General features: G+C 61.3%; 21 protein-coding genes and 1 tRNA gene. 12 read left to right on the top strand and 10 right to left on the bottom strand.

What is annotated here, in order from left to right; all coding sequences use genetic code 11:
• Positions 1–38: 38 nt before the first annotated feature.
• The 8 genes from ACOCLD_RS15700 to ACOCLD_RS15665 are packed head-to-tail and all read left to right on the top strand — an operon-like array spanning position 39 to position 5,959.
• Complete coding sequence (locus tag ACOCLD_RS15700) at positions 39–797, top strand: heme ABC transporter permease (RefSeq protein WP_257778890.1); 759 nt, start codon at positions 39–41, stop codon at positions 795–797.
• Positions 794–970, top strand: coding sequence for a heme exporter protein CcmD (gene ccmD / locus ACOCLD_RS15695; RefSeq protein WP_233686148.1), 177 nt, complete (start codon positions 794–796; stop codon positions 968–970). Before ACOCLD_RS15700 ends, ccmD begins: the two co-directional genes overlap by 4 nt.
• The gene (ccmE, locus tag ACOCLD_RS15690; protein ID WP_108490506.1) at positions 967–1,455 is read left to right on the top strand and encodes a cytochrome c maturation protein CcmE; all 489 of its coding nucleotides are present in this window, start codon (positions 967–969) and stop codon (positions 1,453–1,455) included. Before ccmD ends, ccmE begins: the two co-directional genes overlap by 4 nt.
• The gene (locus ACOCLD_RS15685; RefSeq protein ID WP_422909831.1) at positions 1,452–3,425 is read left to right on the top strand and encodes a heme lyase CcmF/NrfE family subunit; all 1,974 of its coding nucleotides are present in this window, start codon (positions 1,452–1,454) and stop codon (positions 3,423–3,425) included. The genes ccmE and ACOCLD_RS15685 overlap by 4 nt, the downstream gene beginning before the upstream one ends.
• Complete coding sequence (locus tag ACOCLD_RS15680) at positions 3,422–3,958, top strand: DsbE family thiol:disulfide interchange protein (protein WP_422909830.1); 537 nt, start codon at positions 3,422–3,424, stop codon at positions 3,956–3,958. The genes ACOCLD_RS15685 and ACOCLD_RS15680 overlap by 4 nt, the downstream gene beginning before the upstream one ends.
• Positions 3,955–4,437 carry a cytochrome c-type biogenesis protein gene (locus ACOCLD_RS15675; RefSeq protein ID WP_422909829.1) on the top strand — a complete coding sequence of 161 codons (483 nt, stop codon included), beginning with the start codon at positions 3,955–3,957 and terminating at the stop codon, positions 4,435–4,437. Before ACOCLD_RS15680 ends, ACOCLD_RS15675 begins: the two co-directional genes overlap by 4 nt.
• Positions 4,437–5,636 carry a c-type cytochrome biogenesis protein CcmI gene (ccmI, locus tag ACOCLD_RS15670; RefSeq protein ID WP_422909828.1) on the top strand — a complete coding sequence of 400 codons (1,200 nt, stop codon included), beginning with the start codon at positions 4,437–4,439 and terminating at the stop codon, positions 5,634–5,636. The genes ACOCLD_RS15675 and ccmI overlap by 1 nt, the downstream gene beginning before the upstream one ends.
• Positions 5,633–5,959, top strand: a complete 327-nt coding sequence (locus ACOCLD_RS15665; protein WP_422909827.1) for a hypothetical protein — start codon at positions 5,633–5,635, stop codon at positions 5,957–5,959. The genes ccmI and ACOCLD_RS15665 overlap by 4 nt, the downstream gene beginning before the upstream one ends.
• 67 nt (positions 5,960–6,026) lie before the next feature.
• Here ACOCLD_RS15665 and ACOCLD_RS15660 read toward each other — a convergent pair whose 3' ends face one another.
• The 3 genes from ACOCLD_RS15660 to ACOCLD_RS15650 all read right to left on the bottom strand — a co-directional run bounded on the left by ACOCLD_RS15660 (position 6,027) and on the right by ACOCLD_RS15650 (position 8,802).
• Positions 6,027–6,803 carry an MlaA family lipoprotein gene (locus tag ACOCLD_RS15660; RefSeq protein ID WP_422909826.1) on the bottom strand — a complete coding sequence of 259 codons (777 nt, stop codon included), beginning with the start codon at positions 6,801–6,803 and terminating at the stop codon, positions 6,027–6,029.
• Positions 6,796–8,094, bottom strand: coding sequence for a serine/threonine protein kinase (locus ACOCLD_RS15655; protein WP_422909825.1), 1,299 nt, complete (start codon positions 8,092–8,094; stop codon positions 6,796–6,798). The genes ACOCLD_RS15660 and ACOCLD_RS15655 overlap by 8 nt, the downstream gene beginning before the upstream one ends.
• Before the next feature lie 135 nt (positions 8,095–8,229).
• Positions 8,230–8,802, bottom strand: coding sequence for a hypothetical protein (locus ACOCLD_RS15650; protein ID WP_422909824.1), 573 nt, complete (start codon positions 8,800–8,802; stop codon positions 8,230–8,232).
• 171 nt (positions 8,803–8,973) lie between these two features.
• Here ACOCLD_RS15650 and ACOCLD_RS15645 point away from each other — a divergent pair, with 171 nt between their 5' ends.
• Positions 8,974–9,342, top strand: a complete 369-nt coding sequence (locus ACOCLD_RS15645) for a hypothetical protein (protein ID WP_422909823.1) — start codon at positions 8,974–8,976, stop codon at positions 9,340–9,342.
• Here ACOCLD_RS15645 and ACOCLD_RS15640 read toward each other — a convergent pair whose 3' ends face one another.
• The 4 genes from ACOCLD_RS15640 to ACOCLD_RS15625 all read right to left on the bottom strand — a co-directional run bounded on the left by ACOCLD_RS15640 (position 9,343) and on the right by ACOCLD_RS15625 (position 13,024).
• Positions 9,343–10,902 (bottom strand): beta (1-6) glucans synthase, encoded by a 1,560-nt coding sequence (locus ACOCLD_RS15640; protein ID WP_422909822.1) that lies wholly within the window; start codon positions 10,900–10,902, stop codon positions 9,343–9,345.
• A 108-nt stretch (positions 10,903–11,010) separates the two neighbouring features.
• Complete coding sequence (locus ACOCLD_RS15635) at positions 11,011–11,235, bottom strand: DUF2061 domain-containing protein (RefSeq protein ID WP_422909821.1); 225 nt, start codon at positions 11,233–11,235, stop codon at positions 11,011–11,013.
• Between the two features lie 452 nt (positions 11,236–11,687).
• A tRNA-Asn gene (locus ACOCLD_RS15630) sits at positions 11,688–11,763 on the bottom strand.
• A 64-nt stretch (positions 11,764–11,827) separates the two neighbouring features.
• Positions 11,828–13,024, bottom strand: coding sequence for an amino acid aminotransferase (locus ACOCLD_RS15625; protein WP_422909820.1), 1,197 nt, complete (start codon positions 13,022–13,024; stop codon positions 11,828–11,830).
• A 176-nt stretch (positions 13,025–13,200) separates the two neighbouring features.
• Here ACOCLD_RS15625 and uvrB point away from each other — a divergent pair, with 176 nt between their 5' ends.
• Entirely contained in the window at positions 13,201–15,216 is a 2,016-nt protein-coding gene (uvrB, locus tag ACOCLD_RS15620) for an excinuclease ABC subunit UvrB (protein WP_422909819.1), read from the top strand.
• Between the two features lie 100 nt (positions 15,217–15,316).
• Here uvrB and ACOCLD_RS15615 read toward each other — a convergent pair whose 3' ends face one another.
• The 3 genes from ACOCLD_RS15615 to ACOCLD_RS15605 all read right to left on the bottom strand — a co-directional run bounded on the left by ACOCLD_RS15615 (position 15,317) and on the right by ACOCLD_RS15605 (position 18,875).
• Positions 15,317–16,216, bottom strand: a complete 900-nt coding sequence (locus ACOCLD_RS15615) for an EamA family transporter (protein WP_422909818.1) — start codon at positions 16,214–16,216, stop codon at positions 15,317–15,319.
• A 69-nt stretch (positions 16,217–16,285) separates the two neighbouring features.
• On the bottom strand, positions 16,286–17,776 hold the full coding sequence (locus tag ACOCLD_RS15610) for an MDR family MFS transporter (RefSeq protein WP_422911827.1): 1,491 nt from the start codon (positions 17,774–17,776) through the stop codon (positions 16,286–16,288).
• Between the two features lie 49 nt (positions 17,777–17,825).
• Positions 17,826–18,875, bottom strand: coding sequence for an HlyD family secretion protein (locus ACOCLD_RS15605; RefSeq protein WP_422909817.1), 1,050 nt, complete (start codon positions 18,873–18,875; stop codon positions 17,826–17,828).
• A gap of 107 nt (positions 18,876–18,982) precedes the next feature.
• On the opposite strand from ACOCLD_RS15605, the gene ACOCLD_RS15600 reads away from it, so the two are divergent.
• Positions 18,983–19,903 carry a LysR family transcriptional regulator gene (locus ACOCLD_RS15600; RefSeq protein ID WP_233686133.1) on the top strand — a complete coding sequence of 307 codons (921 nt, stop codon included), beginning with the start codon at positions 18,983–18,985 and terminating at the stop codon, positions 19,901–19,903.
• 32 nt (positions 19,904–19,935) lie between these two features.
• Positions 19,936–21,417, top strand: a complete 1,482-nt coding sequence (gene gltX, locus ACOCLD_RS15595; RefSeq protein WP_422909816.1) for a glutamate--tRNA ligase — start codon at positions 19,936–19,938, stop codon at positions 21,415–21,417.
• The last annotated feature ends 113 nt before the right edge of the window (positions 21,418–21,530 follow it).

The raw sequence follows: 21,530 nt of genomic DNA, 5'->3' as shown, positions 1-21,530 counted from the left end.
TGCCTGCGCCCTGATCAGCCCTAGCACTGATGAGTAACCTGATGAACTGGACGTGGTTTCACAAGCTCGGCTCGCCCAAATGGTTCTATGAAATCAGCAGCCGCTGGTTGCCCTGGTTGGCTATGGCTGCCGCTGTGCTGCTGGTGGTCGGCTTGGTCTGGGGGCTGGCCTTTGCGCCGCCGGATTACCAGCAAGGCAACAGCTTTCGCATCATTTACATCCATGTGCCAGCGGCATTCCTCGCCCAGTCGATCTACGTGATGCTGGCGGTGGCCGGCATTGTCGGCCTGGTGTGGAAGATGAAACTGGCCGATGTCGCCTTGCAGCAGGCCGCACCCATCGGCGCCTGGATGACGGCCATCGCCCTGCTTACCGGCGCCATCTGGGGCAAACCGACCTGGGGCACCTACTGGGTCTGGGATGCCCGCCTGACCTCGATGCTGATTCTGCTGTTTTTGTATTTCGGGGTGATTGCCTTAGGCAATGCCATCACCAACCGTGATAGCGCGGCCAAGGCCTGTGCGGTGCTGGCCATTGTCGGCGTGGTGAATATCCCGATCATCAAATACTCGGTGGAGTGGTGGAACACCCTGCACCAGCCGGCGACCTTCAGTGTGGTGGCCAAGCCGGCCATGCCGTTCGAGATGTGGATGCCGCTGCTGATCATGGTGTTGGGCTTCTACTGCTTCTTTGGCGCCGTGCTGCTGCTGCGCATGCGCCTGGAAGTGCTCAAGCGCGAAGCGCGCAGCAGTTGGGCCAAGGCCGTCGTCAAGGCACAGGTGGAGAACAGCCGATGAGTTTTGCCAGCTTTAGCGACTTTATCGCCATGGGCACCCATGGGCCTTACGTCTGGTCCTGTTATGCCATCAGCCTGGCTGTGCTGGCGCTGAATGTGGCGCTGCCAATCCTGGCGCGTCGCCGTTATCTGCAAGACGAGGCGCGTCGTTTGCGCCGGGAGGAGTCAAAGTGAACCCCGTGCGTAAAAAACGCCTGTATATCGTCCTGGCGATCATCGCCGGTGTCGGCATCGCTGTGGCCCTGGCCCTCAGTGCGTTGCAGCAGAACATCAACCTGTTCTACACCCCCACGCAGATCGCCAACGGCGAAGCCCCACAGGACACCCGCATCCGTGCCGGCGGTCTGGTCGAGGAGGGCTCGGTGAAGCGCTCCAGCGACTCACTGGACACCGATTTTGTTGTCACTGACGGCGCCAAGAGCGTGACCATCCGCTACAGCGGCATCCTCCCGGACCTGTTTCGCGAAGGGCAGGGCATCGTCGCCATGGGCAAGCTCGACGCCAGCGGCGTGCTGATTGCCGATGAGGTACTGGCCAAGCACGATGAGAATTACATGCCACCGGAAGTCATGCAGGCTCTGGAGCAGAGCGGCATGAAACAGCAGCACGACGCGGCTAAAGCGGCCAAGCAGGCGTCCCCAGCGGAGTACGCGCAATGATCCCCGAACTTGGCCATCTGGCGATGATTCTGGCGCTGTGCATGGCGCTGGTGCAGGCGACGCTGCCACTGATTGGCGCCTGGCGCGGTGATCGGCAGTGGATGAGCCTGGCGCAGCCGGCTGCCTGGGGGCAGTTCGCCTTTATGCTGTTCGCCTTTATCTGCCTGACCTACGCCTTTATGGTTGACGATTTCACCGTCGCCTATGTGGCTAACAACTCCAACAGCGCACTGCCCTGGTACTACAAGTTCAGCGCCGTATGGGGCGCCCACGAAGGGTCGCTGCTGCTATGGGGGTTGATCCTCGCCGGTTGGACCTTTGCCGTGTCGATCTTCTCGCGCCAGCTGCCGGAAGAGATGCTCGCCCGCGTGTTGGCCGTGATGGGCATCATCAGCATCGGTTTTCTGCTGTTTCTGATCATCACTTCCAATCCGTTTGAACGCTTGCTGTTCAATACCCCGGCCGATGGCCGCGACCTCAATCCACTGTTGCAGGACTTTGGCCTGATCATCCACCCACCGATGCTCTACATGGGCTATGTCGGCTTCTCCGTGGCCTTTGCCTTCGCCATTGCTGCCTTGCTCGGTGGCAAGCTGGACGCGGCCTGGGCACGCTGGTCGCGGCCCTGGACCATCGTTGCCTGGGCGTTCCTTGGCATCGGTATCGCCCTGGGTTCCTGGTGGGCTTATTACGAGTTGGGTTGGGGTGGCTGGTGGTTCTGGGACCCGGTGGAAAACGCCTCCTTTATGCCCTGGTTGGTCGGCACTGCGCTGATCCACTCCCTGGCCGTGACGGAAAAGCGTGGCGTGTTCAAAAGCTGGACTGTGCTGCTGGCGATTGCCGCGTTCTCCCTGAGTCTGCTGGGCACCTTCCTGGTTCGTTCCGGGGTGCTGACCTCGGTGCATGCTTTCGCCAGTGATCCTGAGCGCGGCGTGTTTATTCTGGTGTTCCTGCTGATTGTGGTGGGCAGCTCCTTGGCGCTGTTTGCCATCCGCGCGCCGGTGGTGAAAAGCCAGGTCGGTTTTGCCCTGTGGTCGCGGGAGACCTTGCTGCTGGTTAACAACCTGATCCTGGTGGTGTCCGCTGCGATGATCCTGCTCGGCACCCTCTATCCGCTGGTGCTGGATGCCACTACTGGCGCGAAATTGTCCGTTGGGCCGCCTTACTTCAATGCCCTGTTTGTACCGCTGATGGGCCTGTTGATGGCGATGATCTCGGTCGGGGTGCTGGTGCGTTGGAAAGATACGCCGCTGCAGTGGCTGCTCGGCATGCTGGCGCCCGTGCTGATCAGTAGTGTGGTGTTGGCAGTGATCGCCACGTTCCTGGTCGGCGACTTCAACTGGGCGGTGCTCGCTGTTTGCCTGTTATCCGCTTGGGTGGTGCTGGCCGGCGTGCGCGACATTCTCGAGAAAACCCGGCACAAGGGCTTGCTCAAAGGCCTGCCAAGCTTGACCCGTAGTTACTGGGGCATGCAGATGGCGCACCTGGGCATGGCGGTATGCGCCCTGGGTGTGGTGTTGACCAGTGTGGGCAGCTACGAGCGAGACATGCGCATGGCACCGGGTGAATCGGTGGAGATCGGTGGTTATCAGTTCACCTTTGAAGGTGCCGAGCACTTCGAGGGGCCGAACTTCACCTCGGACAAAGGCACCGTGCGTATCTTCGAAGATGGCAAGCAGATCGCTGTGCTCCACCCTGAGAAGCGCCTGTACACCGTGCAGCAGTCGGTGATGACCGAAGCAGGTATTGACGCCGGGATCACCCGCGACCTGTTCGTTGCCCTGGGCGAGCCACTGGAAAACGGTGCCTGGGCGGTACGCGTGCACATCAAGCCGTTCGTCCGCTGGATCTGGTTCGGTGCATTGCTGATGGGCCTGGGTGGCTTCCTGGCGGCCGCTGACAAGCGCTACCGGATGAAGGTGCGCACCCGCGTGCGTGACGCACTGGGCATGTCGGGGGCGCAGGTATGAAGCGTTTACTGCTGCTGTTACCGCTGCTGATCTTTCTTGGCGTGGCGGTGTTTCTGTACCGTGGGCTGTTTCTCGATCCTTCCGAGCTGCCCTCGGCGCTGATTGGCAAACCCTTGCCAGCGTTCTCGCTGCCGGCGGTGCAGGATGGTAAGCCGCTTACCGAGGCTGACCTCAAGGGCAAACCGGCGCTGGTCAATGTCTGGGCTACCTGGTGCGTGGCCTGCCGCGTGGAACACCCGGTGCTGAACAAGCTGGCCAAGCTGGGCGTGACCATCTACGGGGTCAACTACAAGGATGACAACGCCGCCGCGCAGAAGTGGCTGGTGGAGTTCCATGACCCCTATCAGCTGAATATCAATGATGCGCGTGGCACCCTGGGCCTGGATCTGGGTGTGTACGGCGCACCCGAGACCTTCCTGATCGACAAGGACGGCATCATCCGTCACAAGTTTGTTGGTGTTATTGACGAGCGCGTCTGGCGCGAACAACTGGCCCCGCTGTATCAGGCACTTGTCGATGAGGCCCAGCCATGAAGCGTCTACTGAGTGCTGCGATACTGGGGCTGGCCTTGCTGGGCACTGCTCAAGCCGCTATCGACACCTACGAATTTGCCACTGAGGCCGAGCGCGAGCGTTATCGCAACTTGGTGGAAGAGCTGCGCTGCCCCAAGTGTCAGAACCAGAATATTGCCGATTCCGATGCGCCGATTGCCATGGACCTGCGTGCGCAGATCTACCGCATGCTGGAAGAGGGCCAGAGCAACGAGCAGATCATTGATTTTCTGGTCAGCCGTTATGGCGATTTCGTGCTCTACAAGCCGCCAGTCACCGCGCGCACCTTGCTGCTGTGGTATGGCCCGGCGGGTTTGCTGGCCGGCGGTTTCGTCCTGCTTGGGGTCATCCTGTTGCGTCGTCGTAGCAAGCCGGGTGTTGTCGCCAGTGGCCTGTCTGCCGATGAACAGCAGCGCCTGACTGCTCTGCTAAATCAAACGCCTGTGGATAAGAAAGACTGATGATTGAATTCTGGTTGTGCGCCGGCTTGCTGTTGCTGACGGCCCTGGCGTTTCTGCTGATTCCGGTGTTGCGTGCGCGCAAGGTGCAGGCTGAAGAAGACCGTACTGCCTTGAACGTGACCCTTTACCAGGAGCGTCTGCAAGAGTTGCAAGCGCAACACGCTGCCGGTGCGCTGAATGAACAGCAACTGGCCAACGGCCGTGATGAAGCCGCACGTGAGCTGTTGGCCGATACTGAAGGCGCGTTGGCCAAACCGACCCAGCGTAAGCTGGGCGGCACGATTCCTCTGATCGCGGCCCTGCTGATGCCCTTGCTCGGCTATGGCCTGTATCAGCACTGGGGCGCCATCGGCGACGTTGAGCGGGCGCAGACCTTTGCCGCACAGCCAAAAACCATTGAAGAAATGACTGCGCGTCTGGAAGCGGCGGTCAAGAGCAACCCCGAATCGGCCGAAAGCTGGTACTTCCTTGGGCGCACCTATATGGCCCAGGAGCGTGCCGCCGATGCTGCGGTAGCCTTCGAGCGCGCTGTGGGTGTCGCCGGGCGTGAGCCAGAGCTGCTCGGGCAATGGGCTCAGGCGCTGTATTTCGCCAGCGACAAACAATGGACCGTACAGCTGCAGGCCTTGACCGACGAAGCGCTGAAAGGCGACCCGGCCGAAGTCACCAGCCTGGGGTTGCTGGGAATTGCGGCCTATGAAAGCGGCCAGTTCCAGAAAGCCATCGGTCACTGGCAGCAGCTGGTGGCTGTGCTGCCGGCTGAAGACCCGTCTCGCCAGGCTATTCAGGGCGGTATTGAGCGTGCACGCGAACAGTTGGGCGAACCCGCTGCCGCCGCGCCAGCGACCAGCCAGGGCCTGACGGTGCGAGTCGAGTTGGCGCCAGCGCTGCAGGCCAAAGTGCAGCCGGGCGATGCAGTGTTCGTGTTTGCCCGCGCGGTTTCTGGTCCGCCCATGCCGCTGGCGGTCAAGCGTTTGAGCGTGGCTGATCTGCCGGCTGAAGTCAGCCTGTCGGACAGCGATGCGATGATGCCGCAGCTGAAAATCTCCGGTTTCGAGCAGGTGCAGCTGGTTGCGCGGATTTCGCGCAGTGGCAATGCCACCGCCGGTGAGTGGATTGGCAGCAGCCAGCCGCTGGCCAGCAAGAGCACTGAGTTGCAGCAGCTGTTGATCGACAGCGCCGACAGCAAAGCACCATGAGGGCGTTGCTGCGGGGTGCCGTACTCGCCGGTCTGCTTGGGCTGACGGGTTGTGTGCAGCTGCCGCTGGCCACGGCGCCCGTCAACACGCCGAGCGGCAGCAGCAATCACCCGCGCTTTGCTCCACCGCCTGGGGTGGACAGTCAGTGGAATGAGCAATTGGGGGTGTACGTGGTGGGTGGCGCCTCTCACCTGTATTACCGTGAGCGCACTTACTACCGCTGGAACTCTGGCTGGAGCTGGGCGAGCAACCCGCAGGGGCCCTGGTTGCCTACCGACAGCAGTGGCGTGCCGCCTGGGTTGTCTCGTCGTTACGCGCAGTAGTCACGCACTAGGCACGAAAATAAAGGCCGCCGCAGTTCGTACTGTCGGCGGCTTTTTTACGTCTGCCTTACTCGGCAATCTGCAGCTTGCGTGACTCGTGATAGAAGAAGCGAATCTTCTCGTATTCGAAGGGCGAGTTGAGCTGGCCGTAGCGGAAGTTCACCGTGGAGCGCTGATCGACCACTTCCAGCAGGGTGATTTCCGGGTGGCTGACACTGGCCTCGGCAACGTTCAGCCAGTTGACCTGGTTTTTCACTGCAAAGTCCGCCACCAGGCCGCCGGTGTCGCGCAGGTTCGAGGGCCCCAGCAGTGGCAGGATCAGGTACGGCCCAGCCGGTGTGCCGTAGTAGCCGAGGGTCTGACCGAAGTCTTCCTTCTGTTTGGGCAGGCCCATGCGCGTGGCCGGGTCCCACAGGCCGGCTACGCCGATTGTGGTATTGAGCAGCAGGCGTGCCGTGGTCTGCATGGTGCGCTGGCCCTTGAGCTGCAGGGCGCTGTTGAGCAGGTTGGGCACATCCCCCAGGTTACTGAAGAAGTTGCTGACACCGCTCTGCACCAGAGTGGGGGTGATATAGCGGTAGCCATCGACAATCGGCAGGAACACCCACTCATCGAAGCGGTAGTTGAAGTGATACACGCGGCGGTTCCATGACTCCAGCGGGTCATAGATGTTCAGCGCGGAGAGGGTAGAGCGCTCGAATTCGCGCTGATCCAGGCCCGGGTTGAACTGCAGGTGTTGCAGCGGTCGCTTGAAGCCATCGGCATCGACGCTGTGTTCGGCGTTGGCCAGGTTGCTGCCCAGCAGCAGGCCCATGAACAGGGCAAGGGAAAGAGGCTTAGCCACGGAAGAACTCCAGCATGGCGTCGCTGTTGACGCGGTAGTTGAGGTTGCCGCAATGGCCACCCAGCGGGTAGACCGTCAGCCGCTCACCAAAGGTGCTGCGCAGGTAGCCTAGGTCACCAGGGCCGAGAATCACGTCATCGGCGTTGTGCATGACGGCAATCTTGCTGCTGTTTTTCAGGTAATCGGTCAGGGCATACAGGCTGACCTGGTCAATCAGTTGCGCCAGGCTGCCGCCGTCATAGCGGGCTCGCCACATGGGGATGAGCTGCTCGGTCAGGTAGCAATCAAAGTCACATTGCAGTGCGCGTTTGAAGAAGGTCGTCAGGCTGGTGCCTTCCTTGATCGGGTAGCTGACCGGGGTGATCAGCCCGCGTCGGTTGATCAGGTCCGAGGTGAACGCGATATCGGCGGAGGAGAAGCGGAACGCTGCGCCGATCAGCATGGCCATCTGCTCGTCGCTGAGTTTTTCCTTGGAGTTCTGGAAGTCATAGAGCAGGGCGTCGTTGATATCGACATAGCCCTTTTCCTGGAAGTAGCGAGTCAGCTTGCCCAGCACCAGTTCATAAAAGGTGGTGCTGTTATCAATGCCCTTGACCTTGGTTTGTACCAGGCGGTCGAGGTTGGTGACCGAGGTGTAGAGGTTGACCGGCGGATTGAGCAGCAGCACGCGCTTGAAATTGAAACTGCGCCGGGTTTCGTCCAGTTCACTGACAAAGGCAGCCTGCAGCGCACCCAGGCTGTAGCCGGTGAGGTGGAATTCACTGACTTTCAGACGTGGATGCTGTGCCCGCACGGCCTGCATGGCGCGGTACAGATCGTCAGCGTCATCGCGGGTAATACCGGGGGTGGCAAAGCGCGAGGCGGCTGTCATGAAGTCATAGCTGGTGGGTGATGACAGCTGCACCACATGGTAGCCGGCGCCGTAGAACAGCTTCTTCAGGTATTCCGGGGTACCGCTGGCGTAATGTGCACCGGTGCCGGCAATGATGAAAATCAGCGGCGCTTCGCCTGACTGCTTGGCCAGGCGATAGCGCATCTTGGTGACCGGCCAGAAATTCTCCGGTACCTCGAATTCGCGCTCCGGGCGCAGTTTGGCCTGGTAGTCCGCCTGGTTGATATCGGCATCGGCGGGCAGTGTTGGACGCAGTTCGGGCGGGGTGGTGGCCAGGGTGGCCTCGAACGGGTTGCTCAGCGGGTAGCCATAGCTATTAGCGTCGATATCGGCCGCGCTGACTGAGGCAGTCAGGGCCAGGCAACTGAGCAGGGCAAGCAGACGAGGGACAGGCAACATGGCGAAATCTCTTGAGAGCTAGGTAGTGCTGCGGGGCTACGCGGCTCGATTTGACCACACAAGCCAGGTTAAGTGCCGTTTAGTTATAGCGCTGAAGTTTTTCAGGCGAAAGTGTCACTGTTTAATGGCGGGTGCTCAGGGCATTACCTGTAAATTTTCGACCCAGATCAGCTCGCAGGCACCATCCCCGGTGTCTTCGCGGCTGAGTGAGCTGATCCAGCGATAGCCATCGTCGCCCTCGACCCGCACCAGTTGTCCGCTCAGGCGAATCTGTTGGCCCGGTTTGAGTTTGCTCAGGGTTTTCGCCACCTCTGCCGTGGCTGGAATCATATGCATATTGGCACTGTTGATCTCGATCTGCCTCCGCTCGATCGGCAGTTGCTCGGCGCGCCAGAAGTACCAGCGGTTGCGCTGGCTGATGCTGATATGGCGCAGCACTTCGGGGTCGGCCATGGGGCCCCAGCCGAGTGCCAGGTCGGTGGGCGAGAGTTTGGCACCGCGGTCTAGGTAATAGTCTTCACGGCCGAGAATCCGCGCTTCCAGCTGGAAGTCTTGCAGGTGGCTGAGGGTATGTTCGGCCACGCGCCAGCTGCCACTTTGCTGCGCAGTGTGGGGCGGCAGGTTGCCCGGGCTGGGGAGCAGGATCACCCAGAGCATCCACAGGGCAAGCAGGCCGGCAGTGATCAGGATCAGACGACGGATAGGCATGGGCAGAGTCTAGGGCCTGTTGGCATTGTATTTACAGCCCTGCGCGTGCGAACGACTTGCGGCAAGGTGGCTGTGTTACCGCGCTAAGCACGTTTGCCTGAGATGCAGGGGGTGTTATCCGCAGCGCGGCGGCTTATCCTACGCAGCCATTTTCTTGCCCCGAGCTTTTATATGCCGCGTTACCTGCCCCTGGCCCTCGTGTTGATCGCAGCTGCCCTGAGTCTGGCCGCCAGTCTGCTGCTGCGTTACCAGTTGATGGAGAACGAATTGTGGGTAGGTGTGTGTGTGGCCGAGCCGCAGCGCCTGAGCTGTGAGGTGCGGGCCCTGTTCGGCTGGCTGATCCACTTCCGTGTGCTGTCGCTGGGGGCATTGGGCTGCGCGCTGTTGGCCTTTGTCCTGCCTGGCGTGTGGGGGCAGCGTCTGGCGGTGCCGGCCTTACTGCTGGGCCTGCCGGCATTGGTGCTGTACAGCGCCAGCCTCGCGGTTTTTGCCGTGGTGCTGGCGTTGTTGCGTTTGGTGCGTGCGCCTAAAACCGCCTGATCAGGCGATTTGCGCCTTGGCCCGCAGGCTGCGCCACAGGGCAGCGACCAGCAAGGCGCTGGTCAGGGCCCAGCCCAGGGCTTGCAGGTTGCTGAGGGTTTCCTGATACAACTGCGGGGCGATACCGGCACCGATCAGCAGGGCCAGCAACGCTACTTCGCGGCGGTAGCCGCTGACGGGCTGGCACAGGTACACCACTGCCGGCAGCAGCAGCGCGGCGCTGGGGAAACTGCGGTAGCGCGCGTCCATCACCAGCGCCAGCATCATCACTGCTCCGGCAAAGCCGCTCAGCACCAGCCACAGCGCTGCCTTGCTGCTTAGCCACAGGCGCAACTGCAAGCGCCAGCCGCTTGTCTGGCTGAGTTGCAAGGCCGCATGGGCCAGTACCAGCAGGTTGAGCGTGATCAGCGCCGCGCCCCACAGCCACTCACCCAGATAGCGGCTGGTCACCAGCGTCAGCTCTGCAAACAAGCCGATACAGCCAGCCCCTAGGGCGGCCAGCAGGGGCAGCAGCAGGGCGGCGCGGGCCGATTGCGGGCGGCCGGCAAACAGCAGCGTGGCAACAAAGAGGATCAGGCTGGCGGCCAGCCAGACCGGCCAATGCGGCAGGTTGGAAACTGCTCCGGCGAGGATCGACTTGTCCTGGCGGTCGGCGTCATACAGCCCCCAATAACCGCCTACGGCACCTTCGCTGATGCGCTTCCAGGGCTGATCGAAGGCTTCGATCAGGTTGTAGTGCCAACCATTCTGCTCGGCCATGGCGACAAAACCACGGATGAATTTGGCCTGGTTGACCAGGCTGGGCACGGCGGTCTCGCGTTGACGCCCTTCGCTGGGCCAGCCGGTTTCACCGATCAGGATGTCCTTGGGCGCATAGGCATTGCCGAAGGTTTGGCGCACCTCGGCGACTTCATGCAATGCCGTTTCAATACCGGCCGGGTTGTCTTCCCAGTAGGGCAGCAGGTGGATGGTGATGAAGTCCACTGCGGGCGCAACTTCAGGGTGCTTGAGCCAGAACTCCCAGACATCGGCATAGGTCACCGGCTGCTGGATCTGCCCCTTGACTTGCTCGATCAGCGCTACCAGTTGCGCGGCCGTGACTTCCTTGCGCAGCAGCGCCTCGTTACCGACGATGACTGACTGGATGACATCGGGATGGGCGTTGGCCATTTTCACCAGGCCGGCAATCTCAACGGCAGTGTCGGCCGGGTTACGGCTGACCCAGGCGCCGGCAATCAGTTTCAGGCCGTGCTTGCGGGCGATATTCGGCAGTTCTTCCAGGCCCGTTACCGAGTAGGTGCGCAGACACTCGAAGCGCTCTGCCAGCATGGACAGATCCGCTTCCATGCGCTCGGGACGCAACTGCATGGGTTGATCGAAGGGCGACTGGTCCTTGTCGAACGGCGTGTAAGAGGCGCATTGCAGCTTGTGTGTGGGTGTGGCGGCGTCCGCCAGTTCAACCGGTTGGCCAATGCCGAACCAGAGCCCACAGAGGGCCAGCAGACCGAGTAGAAAGGCCAGTGCATAGGGAGCAGCGGGAAAGCGGGAAGTGGCGGGCATGATACGTGCGCGTATGGTGACGGAGGCGCGCATAGTAGCGGATTGCACGGTTTCCCGGCTGGCTGTTTTTATCGTTCAGACAATGCCATTGGCATCCATCTGCGGCACTTATGTCTGGTGGTGCAACCAGGCGTGTTTAGGCTGCTTGGGGGCTTGTGCGGAGTGTCCCTCGAACCGCTGCCAGACTTTCTCGTGAAAGTAGAAACCCACCGAATTGCACAGCGGCTCAATTGCGGCCACCAGCCCGCTGGCGGCAACGCTGCCGGTCAGTGCGTAGGTCACACCGAAGGCGATGCAGAAGTGCATCAGGGTAAATGTCAGTGTTTTGAGCATGGCCCACCTCGAGTGAGAATTGTTCTTTATTGAGATGCAGCGTAGTGGCTCAATATCTATTGGGAAAATGTTGCATTTGAATTGTTTTGATAGTTTTTGTTGATTTACCTGGTGCGGGTAATAAAAAGCCCAGCACTAGGCTGGGCTTTTGAATTTGGCTCCGCGACCTGGACTCGACAGCGCAGCTGAACGCGCTTTAGCGCGGCCCCGCAGGGGAGAGCGAAGCGAATAACCTGGGACGCAGTCCCTGGTGAAAGTCCGGCGGATACAAAAAAGCCCCGGTATCAACCGAGGCTTTTGAATTTGGCTCCGCGACCTGGACTCGACAGCGCAGCTGAACGCGCTTTAGCGCGGCCCCGCAGGGGAGAGCGAAGCGAATAACCTGGGACGCAGTCCCTGGTGAGAGTCCGCGGATACAAAAAAGCCCCGGTATTAACCGAGGCTTTTGCATTTGGCTCCGCGACCTGGACTCGAACCAGGGACCCAATGATTAACAGTCATTTGCTCTACCGACTGAGCTATCGCGGAACAACGGCGCGTATCCTACTGATTAGAAAGGGGAAGTCAATACCTGATCGACTTCCCCAGTGAGTCAGAGAACCGCAGCGATGGCCTGGGTAACAGCGGGCAGGTTGCGCTGGTTCAACGCGGCGACGCAGATGCGGCCGGTGCTGACGGCGTAGATGCCGAACTCGGTTTTCAGGCGCTCAACCTGCTCGGCGGTGAGGCCCGAGTAGGAGAACATACCGCGCTGCTGGGCAACGAAGCCGAAATCGCGTTTGCAGTTCAGGGCCGCCAGCTGCTCGACCATGGCCATGCGCATGCCGCGAATACGCTCGCGCATGCCGGCCAGCTCTTCTTCCCACAGGGCACGCAGCTCAGGGCTGTTGAGCACGCTGGCGACCACGGTGGCGCCGTGGGTCGGTGGGTTGGAGTAGTTGGTGCGGATCACGCGCTTGGCTTGCGACAGCACGCGGCTGGCTTCTTCCTGGCTGCCGGTGACGATGGACAGCGCGCCGACGCGCTCGCCGTACAGCGAGAAGGACTTGGAGAACGAGCTGGAAACGAAGAACGGGATGCCCGCTTGAGCGAACAGGCGCACGGCAAAGGCATCCTGCTCGATACCATCGCCAAAGCCCTGATAGGCAATGTCGAGGAACGGCACGTGCTCACGCTCGCGCAATACCTCCAGCACGGCTTTCCAGTCGTCCAGCGACAGGTCGACACCGGTCGGGTTGTGGCAGCAGGCGTGCAGCACGACAACCGAACGCGCAGGCAGATTTTTCAGGTCTTCGAGCATGCCGGCACGGTTAACCCCGTGGCTGGCGGCGTCGTAATAGCGGTAGTTCTGTACCGGGAAACCGGCGGACTCGAACAGTGCGCGGTGGTTTTCCCAGCTTGGGTCGCTGATGGCGACCACGGTGTCGGGCAGCAGGCGCTTGAGGAAGTCCGCGCCGGTTTTCAGTGCGCCGGTGCCACCGACGGCTTGAGTGGTGATCACTCGGCCAGCGGCGATCAGTTCGGAGTCGGCACCCAGCAACAGCTTCTGCACCGCGCTGTCATAGGCGGCAATGCCTTCAATAGGCAGGTAACCACGTGGGGCGTGGGCTTCAATCCGGGCTTTCTCGGCTTCGGCTACGGCGCGCAGCAGGGGAATGCGGCCTTCCTCGTTGTAGTAAACGCCAACGCCCAGGTTGACCTTGGTCGCGCGGGTGTCGGCGTTGAATGCTTCATTGAGGCCCAGGATGGGGTCGCGCGGAGCCATTTCGACGGCGGAGAACAGACTCATGGATGCGGCAGCTCGCAGAGGAGAAGTTGAGTATCAGGCAACACCCTGCTAGGGGTTGCGTAAGTGGGCCGGTAGTATACCGGCGCATAACCTGTGCTGCGACAGCAGGCACACGCTTTTCACCGGTTTTGACGTAGGCTTTCAGGCCGCGTCACACCCGCTTGTCGAGGTTTGTCATGTCCGAGTTTCAATTGGTCACCCGTTTCCAGCCGGCCGGCGATCAACCCGAGGCGATTCGGCAGATGGTCGAGGGGCTGGAAGCCGGTCTCTCGCACCAGACCCTGCTGGGCGTGACTGGCTCGGGCAAGACCTTTTCCATCGCCAACGTGATTGCCAAGGTGCAGCGCCCGACGCTGGTGCTGGCACCGAACAAGACCCTCGCCGCGCAGCTGTATGGCGAATTCAAGAGCTTCTTCCCGAACAACGCGGTGGAGTATTTCGTCTCCTACTACGACTACTACCAGCCGGAAGCCTACGTACCGTCGTCGGACACCTTTATCGAGAAGGATGCCTCGATCAACGACCATATCGAGCAGATGCGCCTGTCGGCGACCAAGGCGCTGATCGAGCGCAAGGACGTCATCGTGGTCTGCACCGTGTCGTCGATCTACGGCTTGGGCAGCCCCGAGGAGTACCTGAAAATGGTGCTGCACCTCGACCGGGGCGACAAGATGGATCAGCGCGCGCTGCTGCGCCGGCTGGCCGAGTTGCAGTACACGCGTAACGACATGGACTTCGCTCGCGCCACCTTCCGTGTGCGTGGTGATGTGATCGACGTTTTTCCGGCGGAATCGGATCTCGAAGCCATTCGCATCGAGCTGTTCGACGACGAGGTGGAGAGCATCAGCGCCTTTGATCCGTTGACCGGTGAGGTGATCCAGAAGCTGCCGCGCTTCACCTTCTACCCCAAGAGTCACTACGTCACCCCGCGTGAAACCCTGCTGGAGGCGGTTGAGCACATCAAGGTCGAGCTGCAACAACGTCTGGACTACCTGCGCGGTGCAAACAAGCTGGTGGAAGCGCAGCGCCTGGAGCAGCGCACGCGCTTTGACCTGGAGATGATCCTCGAGCTGGGATATTGCAACGGCATCGAGAACTACTCGCGCTACCTCTCTGGCCGTCCGGCCGGCGCGCCGCCACCCACCCTGTACGACTACCTGCCGGACGAAGCGCTGCTGGTGATCGACGAGTCCCACGTCTCGGTGCCGCAGGTTGGCGCGATGTACAAAGGCGACCGTTCGCGCAAGGAAACCCTGGTCGAGTATGGCTTCCGCCTGCCATCGGCGTTGGACAACCGGCCGATGCGTTTCGAGGAATGGGAAGCGGCCAGCCCGCAGACCATCTTTGTGTCTGCCACGCCCGGACCTTACGAGGCCGAGCATGCTGGGCGGGTGATCGAGCAGGTGGTGCGGCCGACGGGTCTGGTTGACCCGCAGATCGAGGTGCGGCCGGCGCTGACCCAGGTCGATGACCTGCTTTCGGAAATCCACAAACGCGTAACCATCGAAGAGCGCGTGCTGGTCACCACGCTGACCAAGCGCATGGCTGAGGACCTCACCGATTACCTGGGCGATCATGGCGTCAAGGTGCGCTACCTGCACTCGGATATCGACACAGTGGAACGGGTCGAGATCATTCGCGACCTGCGCATCGGTGCATTCGACGTGCTGGTCGGCATCAACTTGCTGCGCGAAGGCCTGGATATGCCGGAAGTGTCGCTGGTGGCGATTCTCGATGCGGACAAGGAAGGCTTCCTGCGCAGCGAGCGTTCGCTGATCCAGACCATTGGTCGTGCGGCGCGCAACCTCAACGGTAAGGCGATTCTGTATGCCGACCGCATGACCGGCTCGATGGAGCGCGCCATCGGTGAAACCGAGCGGCGGCGTAATAAGCAGATTGCCTTTAACGAAGCCAATGGCATCGTGCCCAAGGGCGTATTCAAGGATGTTCAGGACATCCTCGAAGGTGCAGTTGTGCCTGGCGCGCGCAGCAAGAAGCGCAAAGGCATGGCCCAGGCCGCCGAAGAAAGCGCGCGCTACGAGAACGAGCTGCGCTCGCCGAGCGAGATCACCAAACGTATTCGTCAGCTGGAAGAGAAGATGTATGCCTTGGCCCGCGACCTGGAGTTCGAGGCGGCGGCGCAGCTGCGTGATGAAATCCAGAAGCTGCGTGAGCGGCTGTTGCAGGTTTGATTGAGTGTCGTCGGATGACGAAGTGAACAACTTGTAGGAGCCAGCTTGCTGGCGATGCTCTTGATCCAATGATTGCCAGCAAGCTGGCTCCTACGGTTTATCAGCGGCGGCCAAAGATGATCAGCACCACGCCGCCCAGGGTAATGCCGCAGGCCAGCATCGCCAGCAGGCTGAGGCGTTCATCCAGCAGCAAATAGCCCAGCAGCAGCGCCACCACCGGATTGACGAAGGCGAAAGTCGATACCAGGCTCGGCCTGACCTCGCGCAGTAGCCAGAAATACGCCGGGTACACGCCGAGGCTGACCGGCAGTACCAGATACGCCAGCCATAGCCAGGCATTAGCGCTTATCGCGCGTAAGTCGAGTGCCTGCCAATCGCCGTGCCACAGGCCGAACAGCGCCAGCAGCAACGCACCGATCAGCATTTGCAGGCTCAGCCCCAGCCAGCTGGAGCGAAACGCTGGACGCTGACGCATCAGCCAGGCGCCGCCCGCCCAAAGTAGCGTGGCGAATACCACCAGCAAACCGGCGAACCACTGTTCGATGGAGGCGCTGTGGTCCAGGCCGTTGTTCATCAGCAGCACGATGCCGCCGCAGGCCAGGGCCAGACCGCACATCACCCACAGTGGCGGGCGCTCACCGAGCAGCCATTCCAGCGCCACGCTCCACAGCGGCAGGGTGGTGTAGAGCATCGCCAGCATGCCGGTGGGCAGGTACTGGTTGGCGTAAATCAATGCGCCCTGGCCGACTGCAATCAACGCCAGGCTGCCGATCAGCACGCCGCCCCAGTCGCTGCGCTGCATGCGCAGTTGCCCGCTGAGCAGCACCCAGGCCAGCGCCAGCAGACCGGCAATCGAGAAGCGCAGGCTGCCGATGACGAACGGCGGTACTTCCAGCAGGAGAAAGTGGTTGGCCAGGTAGGTGGTGCCCCAACCGATATAGATAGTGGTAAAGGCAATGACCAGCAGCAGGCTGCGGGCGGGGGAAGAACTCGTGGGCATGAACAACCTGAATACAGGATGCGCCGCCAGGCGGCGCGAATAATTAGGTTTGGGGTGTGGTCGCAGGCTTCAATGCGCCGCGCCGCCGGTGGCACTGGCTGGCAGTTTGCGCGTCAGCAGCACCGCCAGCATGCTGATGCCAAGGGCGATGCCGATGCAGTGGAAGGCGTCATTGTAGGCCATGATCGCCGCCTGCTGATGGGTGATTTCGCTGAGCTTGGCCAGGGCTGCCTGTTCACTGCCGAGCTTCTCCGTCAGCAGCGCCAGGCGTTCGGCGATCTGCGGGTTGCTCGGCACCAGCGACTCGCGCAGGTAGTCGAAATACACCTTGGCGCGGCTGTCGAGGAGGGTGGCAAGCAGGGCGATGCCGATGGCTCCGCCAAGGTTGCGCAGGATGTTGAACAGGCTCGACGCCGAACCGGCATCCTGCGGCAGGGTGTAGGCGGTGGCGATCAGTGAGATGGTCACCATCACCAATGGCTGGCCGAGTGCACGCAGAATCTGGATGTGGTTGAACTGCTCGCCAGCGAAGTCCGGATTGAGCACCCCGGAGAGAAAGCTGGCGCCGCCGAACAGGCCAAAGCCCAGGGCGCACAGCCACTTCGGCGAGATTTTCTTCATCAGCAGCGGCACCAGCGGAATCAGAAACAGCTGCGGCACGCCCATCCACATGATCACTTCGCCGATTTGCAGGGCGTTGTAGCCCTGGATCTGCGCCAGGTACAGCGGTAGCACATAGATCGAGCCATACAACCCCATGCCCAGGCCGATGCTGGAAATACTCGACAGGCCGAAGTTGCGTTCGCGCAGCACGCCGAGGTTGATCAGTGGGTTGGGTCGCGAGATCTGCAGGATGACGAACAGCACCAGGCTGATCGCGGCCACGCTACCCAGCCCGCTGATCAGGCTGGATTCCAGCCAGTCCTTGCGGTGGCCTTCTTCGAGAAACACTTGCAGGCAGCCCAGGCCCATGCCGAGGGTGACGATGCCGGCGTAATCGGTGTTTTTCAGCAGCTGCCAGTCAGCGGGCTTTTTCTCCAGGCCATACATCAACCCGGCGATCATCAGCAGACCGGGTGGCACGTTGATATAGAAGATGTATTCCCAGCCAAAGTTTTCCGTCAGCCAACCGCCCAGGGTCGGTCCAATCGACGGGGCGAAGGTGGCGGTCAGGGCGAACAGCGCCATGCCCTTGGCGCGGTGGTGTTCCGGCAGCTTGATCAGGGTCAGGGTGAACGCCAGGGGAATCAGCGCGCCGCCGGTGAAACCCTGCATGGCGCGAAACACAATCATGCTCTCCAGACTCCAGGCCATGGAGCACAGCAGCGAGGAGGCGAGAAACCCCAGTGATACCCACACCGCCAGGCGCCGTGCCGAGAGCAGCTGTACCAGCCAGGCGGTGAGTGGGATCATGATGATTTCCGCCACCAGATAAGAGGTGGAAATCCACGAGCCTTCTTCCAGGGTGGCCGATAACGCGCCCTGGATGTCCTTCAGCGAGGAGTTGGTGATCTGGATGTCCAGCACGGCCATAAAGGCGCCGAGCATCACACTCATCACCGCAATCCAGTCGCGTCGGCTCGGTTCGCCGGTCGGGCGGATCAGGGCATCAGCTGCCATGGTGCGGCTCGGACTGCAGGTCGACCTTGACCTCGACCGACATGCCCGGACGGATCAGGCCTTTGAGTGGGTTGTCGGCGGCAAAGGTGAGCTTCACCGGGATGCGCTGCACAACCTTGGTGAAGTTGCCGGTGGCGTTGTCTGGCGGTAGCAGGCTGAACTGCGCGCCGGAGGCGGCAAACAGGCTGTCGACCCGGCCTTCGATCGGCGTGTCGGGGAAGCTGTCGAAGGTCAGCTCTGCTGTCTGCCCAGGGCGCATGTGGCCGATCTGGGTTTCCTTGAAGTTGGCCTGGATCCAGATGTCCTGATCCGGCACCAGCGACAGCAGGTAGGCACCGGTCTGCACGTACTGACCGTGGCGCGCTGCGCGCTGGCCGACAAAGCCGCTGATCGGCGCGCGGATTTCGGTACGGGCGATATTCAGCTCAGCCTGAGCGAGGTCGGTGCGTGCGCTGCTGATCTGTGCTTCCAGGCGTTTGATTTCGGCGTGCAAGGTGTTGACCTGTTGGCGCTGTGCCTGCAGGTCGGCTTGCGCCTTGCTCACTTGCGAGCGGGCGATGCGGCTGTCGGCGGCCAGGGTGGTGACGCGTTCTTCGGAGACAAAGCCGGGTTTGCGCAGGGTTTGTGCGCGCGAGAGGTCGATCTGCGTACGCCCCAGGGTGGCCTGGCTGGCTGAAACGTCGGCCTGGCTAGCGGCAATCAGGCTGGCCTGCTGATCCAGAGTGCTGCGTGCTTGGCTGAGTTCGGCTTCACGGGTGGCCAGGGTCGCTTCGGCACGCTGCTTGGCCAGTTGGAAGTCGGCGCTTTCCAGCACCAGCAGCCGTTCACCCTGTTCGACGTGCTGGTTGTCCTGCACCAAAACCTGCTCGATGCGCGCGCCGAGCTGGCTCGAAACGCGGGTGATTTCACCCTGCACGTAGGCATTGTCGGTGCTTTCGAGGTGGCGGCCGACCAGCCACCAGTGGCCGAACAGGCTGGCGACGATCAGGGCGAGGAGGGCCAGAAAGATAAACAGGCGGCGTTGCAGTTGGGCAGGCATGGCAGGTGCTCGAAGGTCGGGCAAAAATTGTAAGTGAATTTAACAGTGTTCCTTTCTCGCCTGTAGTCGCTAGACTTCAGAAACTTTGTTGCTTATAGGGAACAATAATGGGGCTGGATGATGCGCTGATCTTCACTCGCGTGGTCGAGTGCCACAGTTTTACCCAGGCGGCCCAGGGTCTGGGTATGCAGAAGTCGACAGTCAGTCGACGCATTGCCCTGCTTGAAGAACGCCTGGGTGTGCGCTTGATCAATCGCACCACGCGCAAGCTGCGCTTGACCGAAGTGGGGCAGGCTTATTACGAGCGTTGCCGGCAGATCATGCTCGACTTCGCCGAGGCCGAGCAGGCGGTGATGCAATTGCAGTTGGCGCCTGCGGGCTTGTTGCGCATCACGGCGCCAATTGAATTTGGCCAGCTGTTTCTAGGTCGGGTGCTGGGCGACTTCATGCGCCAGTACCCGCAGATCACGGCGGAAGTGGAGCTGACCTCGCGGCGCGTTGATCCGGTCGAGGAGGGCGTGGATATCGCCATTCTGGTCGGCCAGCCGCAGGACTCCACCCTGATTGCGCGCAAGGTCTATGAAACCAGTCGGCGCTTGTATGCCAGCCCGGACTATCTGGCTCGGCACGGCACGCCGCAGACAGTTGCCGAGCTGGCCGGGCACCGCGCGGTGTTGCTGCCGAATGATTCGACGCGTTACTGGCCGCTGGAGGGCGAGCACATTGCCTGCCAGGGTGTGCTGTCGTGCAACAACATCACCTTTGCCCGCGAAGTGGCCATGGCGGGTGCCGGGATTGCCGGCCTGCCGATCATGATCTGCGAGGCGGCGGTGCAGGCCGGGCAGTTGGTGGCCCTGCTCCCCGAGGCCCGGCTGTTGGCTGGCGAGCTGTATGCGGTCTACCCGTCTCGACGCTTTCAGGCCATGAAGGTGAAAACCTTTCTCGATTTTCTGATTCGCAGTCTACCGCTATCCGCGGGTCGGCTGCTGGAGCCGCCCCTGGCAGGCCTGTTAACATCGCCGCCTTAATCCGCGTTCACTGCAACTCTTCGAGACTTTCCATGACCACCGTTCGCACCCGTATTGCGCCGTCGCCCACTGGTGATCCGCACGTAGGCACTGCCTATATCGCCCTGTTCAACCTGTGTTTTGCCCGTCAGCACGGTGGCGAGTTCATCCTGCGTATCGAAGACACGGATCAGCTGCGCTCCACCCGTGAGTCGGAACAGCAGATCTATGACGCCCTGCGCTGGCTCGGCATCGAGTGGAGTGAAGGCCCGGATGTCGGCGGCCCGCACGGCCCTTACCGGCAGAGCGAGCGCGGCCACATCTACCAGAAATACAGCGCCGAGTTGGTGGAGAAGGGCCATGCTTTCCACTGTTTCTGCAGCGCCGAGCGCCTGGACAAGGTGCGCGCCGAGCAGATGGAAGCCAAGCAGACGCCACGTTACGACGGTCACTGCATGCACCTGACCACTGGCGAGGTGCAACAGCGCCTGGCCGCTGGCGAGCCGAATGTGGTGCGCATGAAGGTGCCGAGCGAAGGCGTCTGCGTGGTGCCGGACATGCTACGTGGTGAGGTCGAGATCCCCTGGGATCGCATGGATATGCAGGTGCTGATGAAGACCGATGGCCTGCCGACCTACTTCCTGGCCAACGTGGTTGATGACCACCTGATGGGCATCACCCACGTGCTGCGCGGCGAAGAATGGCTGCCGTCGGCGCCCAAGCTGATCCTGCTGTACGAGTATTTCGGCTGGGAAAAACCGCAGCTGTGCTATATGCCGCTGCTGCGTAATCCGGACAAGAGCAAGCTCTCTAAGCGCAAGAACCCGACCTCGATCACCTTCTACGAGCGCATGGGCTTCCTGCCCCAGGCGATGCTCAACTACCTCGGTCGCATGGGCTGGTCGATGCCGGACGAGCGCGAGAAGTTCAGCCTCGATGAGATGGTCGAGCATTTCGATATCAACCGGGTTTCCCTCGGCGGGCCGATCTTCGATCTGGAGAAGCTGTCCTGGCTTAACGGCCAGTGGATGCGTGATTTGAGCGTCGAAGAGTTCGCCGCCGGCGCGCAGAAGTGGGCCTTCAACAGCAAGTACCTGATGCAGATTGCTCCGCATGTGCAGGGGCGGGTGGAAACCTTCAGCCAGATCGCGCCGTTGGCCAGCTTCTTCTTTGCCGGTGGCCTGGCTCTGGATGCCAAGCTGTTCGAGCACAAGAAACTCTCTGCCGATCAGGTGCGTCAGGTGATGCAGTTGATCCTGTGGAAGCTTGAAGCGCTACGTCAGTGGGAGAAAGACAAGATTACCGCCTGCATCCAGGCCGTGGTCGAGCACCTTGAACTGAAACTGCGCGATGCCATGCCGCTGATGTTTGCCGCGGTAACTGGCCAAGCCAGTTCGGTATCGGTATTGGATGCCATGGAAATCCTCGGCCCGGACCTGACCCGCTTCCGTTTGCGTCAGGCCATCGAGCTGCTCGGTGGTGTGTCGAAGAAAGAAAACAAAGAGTGGGAAAAACTGCTGGCGAGCATCGCCTAAGCGGTTCACGCGCCCGGCCCGGCACTGATGTGCCGGGTCGAAATTGGGTAAGTGATTGTTCTGTCAGCATAAAGAATGCAGAAATACGGAAAAATCTTGTTGACAGGTAGGGG

This window comes from Pseudomonas cimarronensis, from assembly GCF_049331905.1.
Taxonomy (GTDB): domain Bacteria; phylum Pseudomonadota; class Gammaproteobacteria; order Pseudomonadales; family Pseudomonadaceae; genus Aquipseudomonas.
Note: the sequence above shows the minus strand (reverse complement) of the source record. Positions and strands in the feature narration are given on the sequence as shown.

Bases quoted from the DNA above. Each gene is read 5' to 3' on its own strand.
- ACOCLD_RS15650 (WP_422909824.1), bottom strand. From the start codon at position 8,802: ATGCCTATCCGTCGTCTGATCCTGATCACTGCCGGCCTGCTTGCCCTG.
- ACOCLD_RS15675 (WP_422909829.1), top strand. From the start codon at position 3,955: ATGAAGCGTCTACTGAGTGCTGCGATACTGGGGCTGGCCTTGCTGGGC.
- ACOCLD_RS15655 (WP_422909825.1), bottom strand. From the start codon at position 8,094: ATGTTGCCTGTCCCTCGTCTGCTTGCCCTGCTCAGTTGCCTGGCCCTG.
- ACOCLD_RS15645 (WP_422909823.1), top strand. From the start codon at position 8,974: ATGCCGCGTTACCTGCCCCTGGCCCTCGTGTTGATCGCAGCTGCCCTG.
- ACOCLD_RS15680 (WP_422909830.1), top strand. From the start codon at position 3,422: ATGAAGCGTTTACTGCTGCTGTTACCGCTGCTGATCTTTCTTGGCGTG.
- ACOCLD_RS15640 (WP_422909822.1), bottom strand. From the start codon at position 10,902: ATGCCCGCCACTTCCCGCTTTCCCGCTGCTCCCTATGCACTGGCCTTT.
- ACOCLD_RS15635 (WP_422909821.1), bottom strand. From the start codon at position 11,235: ATGCTCAAAACACTGACATTTACCCTGATGCACTTCTGCATCGCCTTC.
- ACOCLD_RS15605 (WP_422909817.1), bottom strand. From the start codon at position 18,875: ATGCCTGCCCAACTGCAACGCCGCCTGTTTATCTTTCTGGCCCTCCTC.
- ACOCLD_RS15615 (WP_422909818.1), bottom strand. From the start codon at position 16,216: ATGCCCACGAGTTCTTCCCCCGCCCGCAGCCTGCTGCTGGTCATTGCC.
- gltX (WP_422909816.1), top strand. From the start codon at position 19,936: ATGACCACCGTTCGCACCCGTATTGCGCCGTCGCCCACTGGTGATCCG.
- uvrB (WP_422909819.1), top strand. From the start codon at position 13,201: ATGTCCGAGTTTCAATTGGTCACCCGTTTCCAGCCGGCCGGCGATCAA.
- ACOCLD_RS15665 (WP_422909827.1), top strand. From the start codon at position 5,633: ATGAGGGCGTTGCTGCGGGGTGCCGTACTCGCCGGTCTGCTTGGGCTG.
- ccmI (WP_422909828.1), top strand. From the start codon at position 4,437: ATGATTGAATTCTGGTTGTGCGCCGGCTTGCTGTTGCTGACGGCCCTG.
- ACOCLD_RS15685 (WP_422909831.1), top strand. From the start codon at position 1,452: ATGATCCCCGAACTTGGCCATCTGGCGATGATTCTGGCGCTGTGCATG.
- ACOCLD_RS15600 (WP_233686133.1), top strand. From the start codon at position 18,983: ATGGGGCTGGATGATGCGCTGATCTTCACTCGCGTGGTCGAGTGCCAC.
- ccmD (WP_233686148.1), top strand. From the start codon at position 794: ATGAGTTTTGCCAGCTTTAGCGACTTTATCGCCATGGGCACCCATGGG.
- ACOCLD_RS15625 (WP_422909820.1), bottom strand. From the start codon at position 13,024: ATGAGTCTGTTCTCCGCCGTCGAAATGGCTCCGCGCGACCCCATCCTG.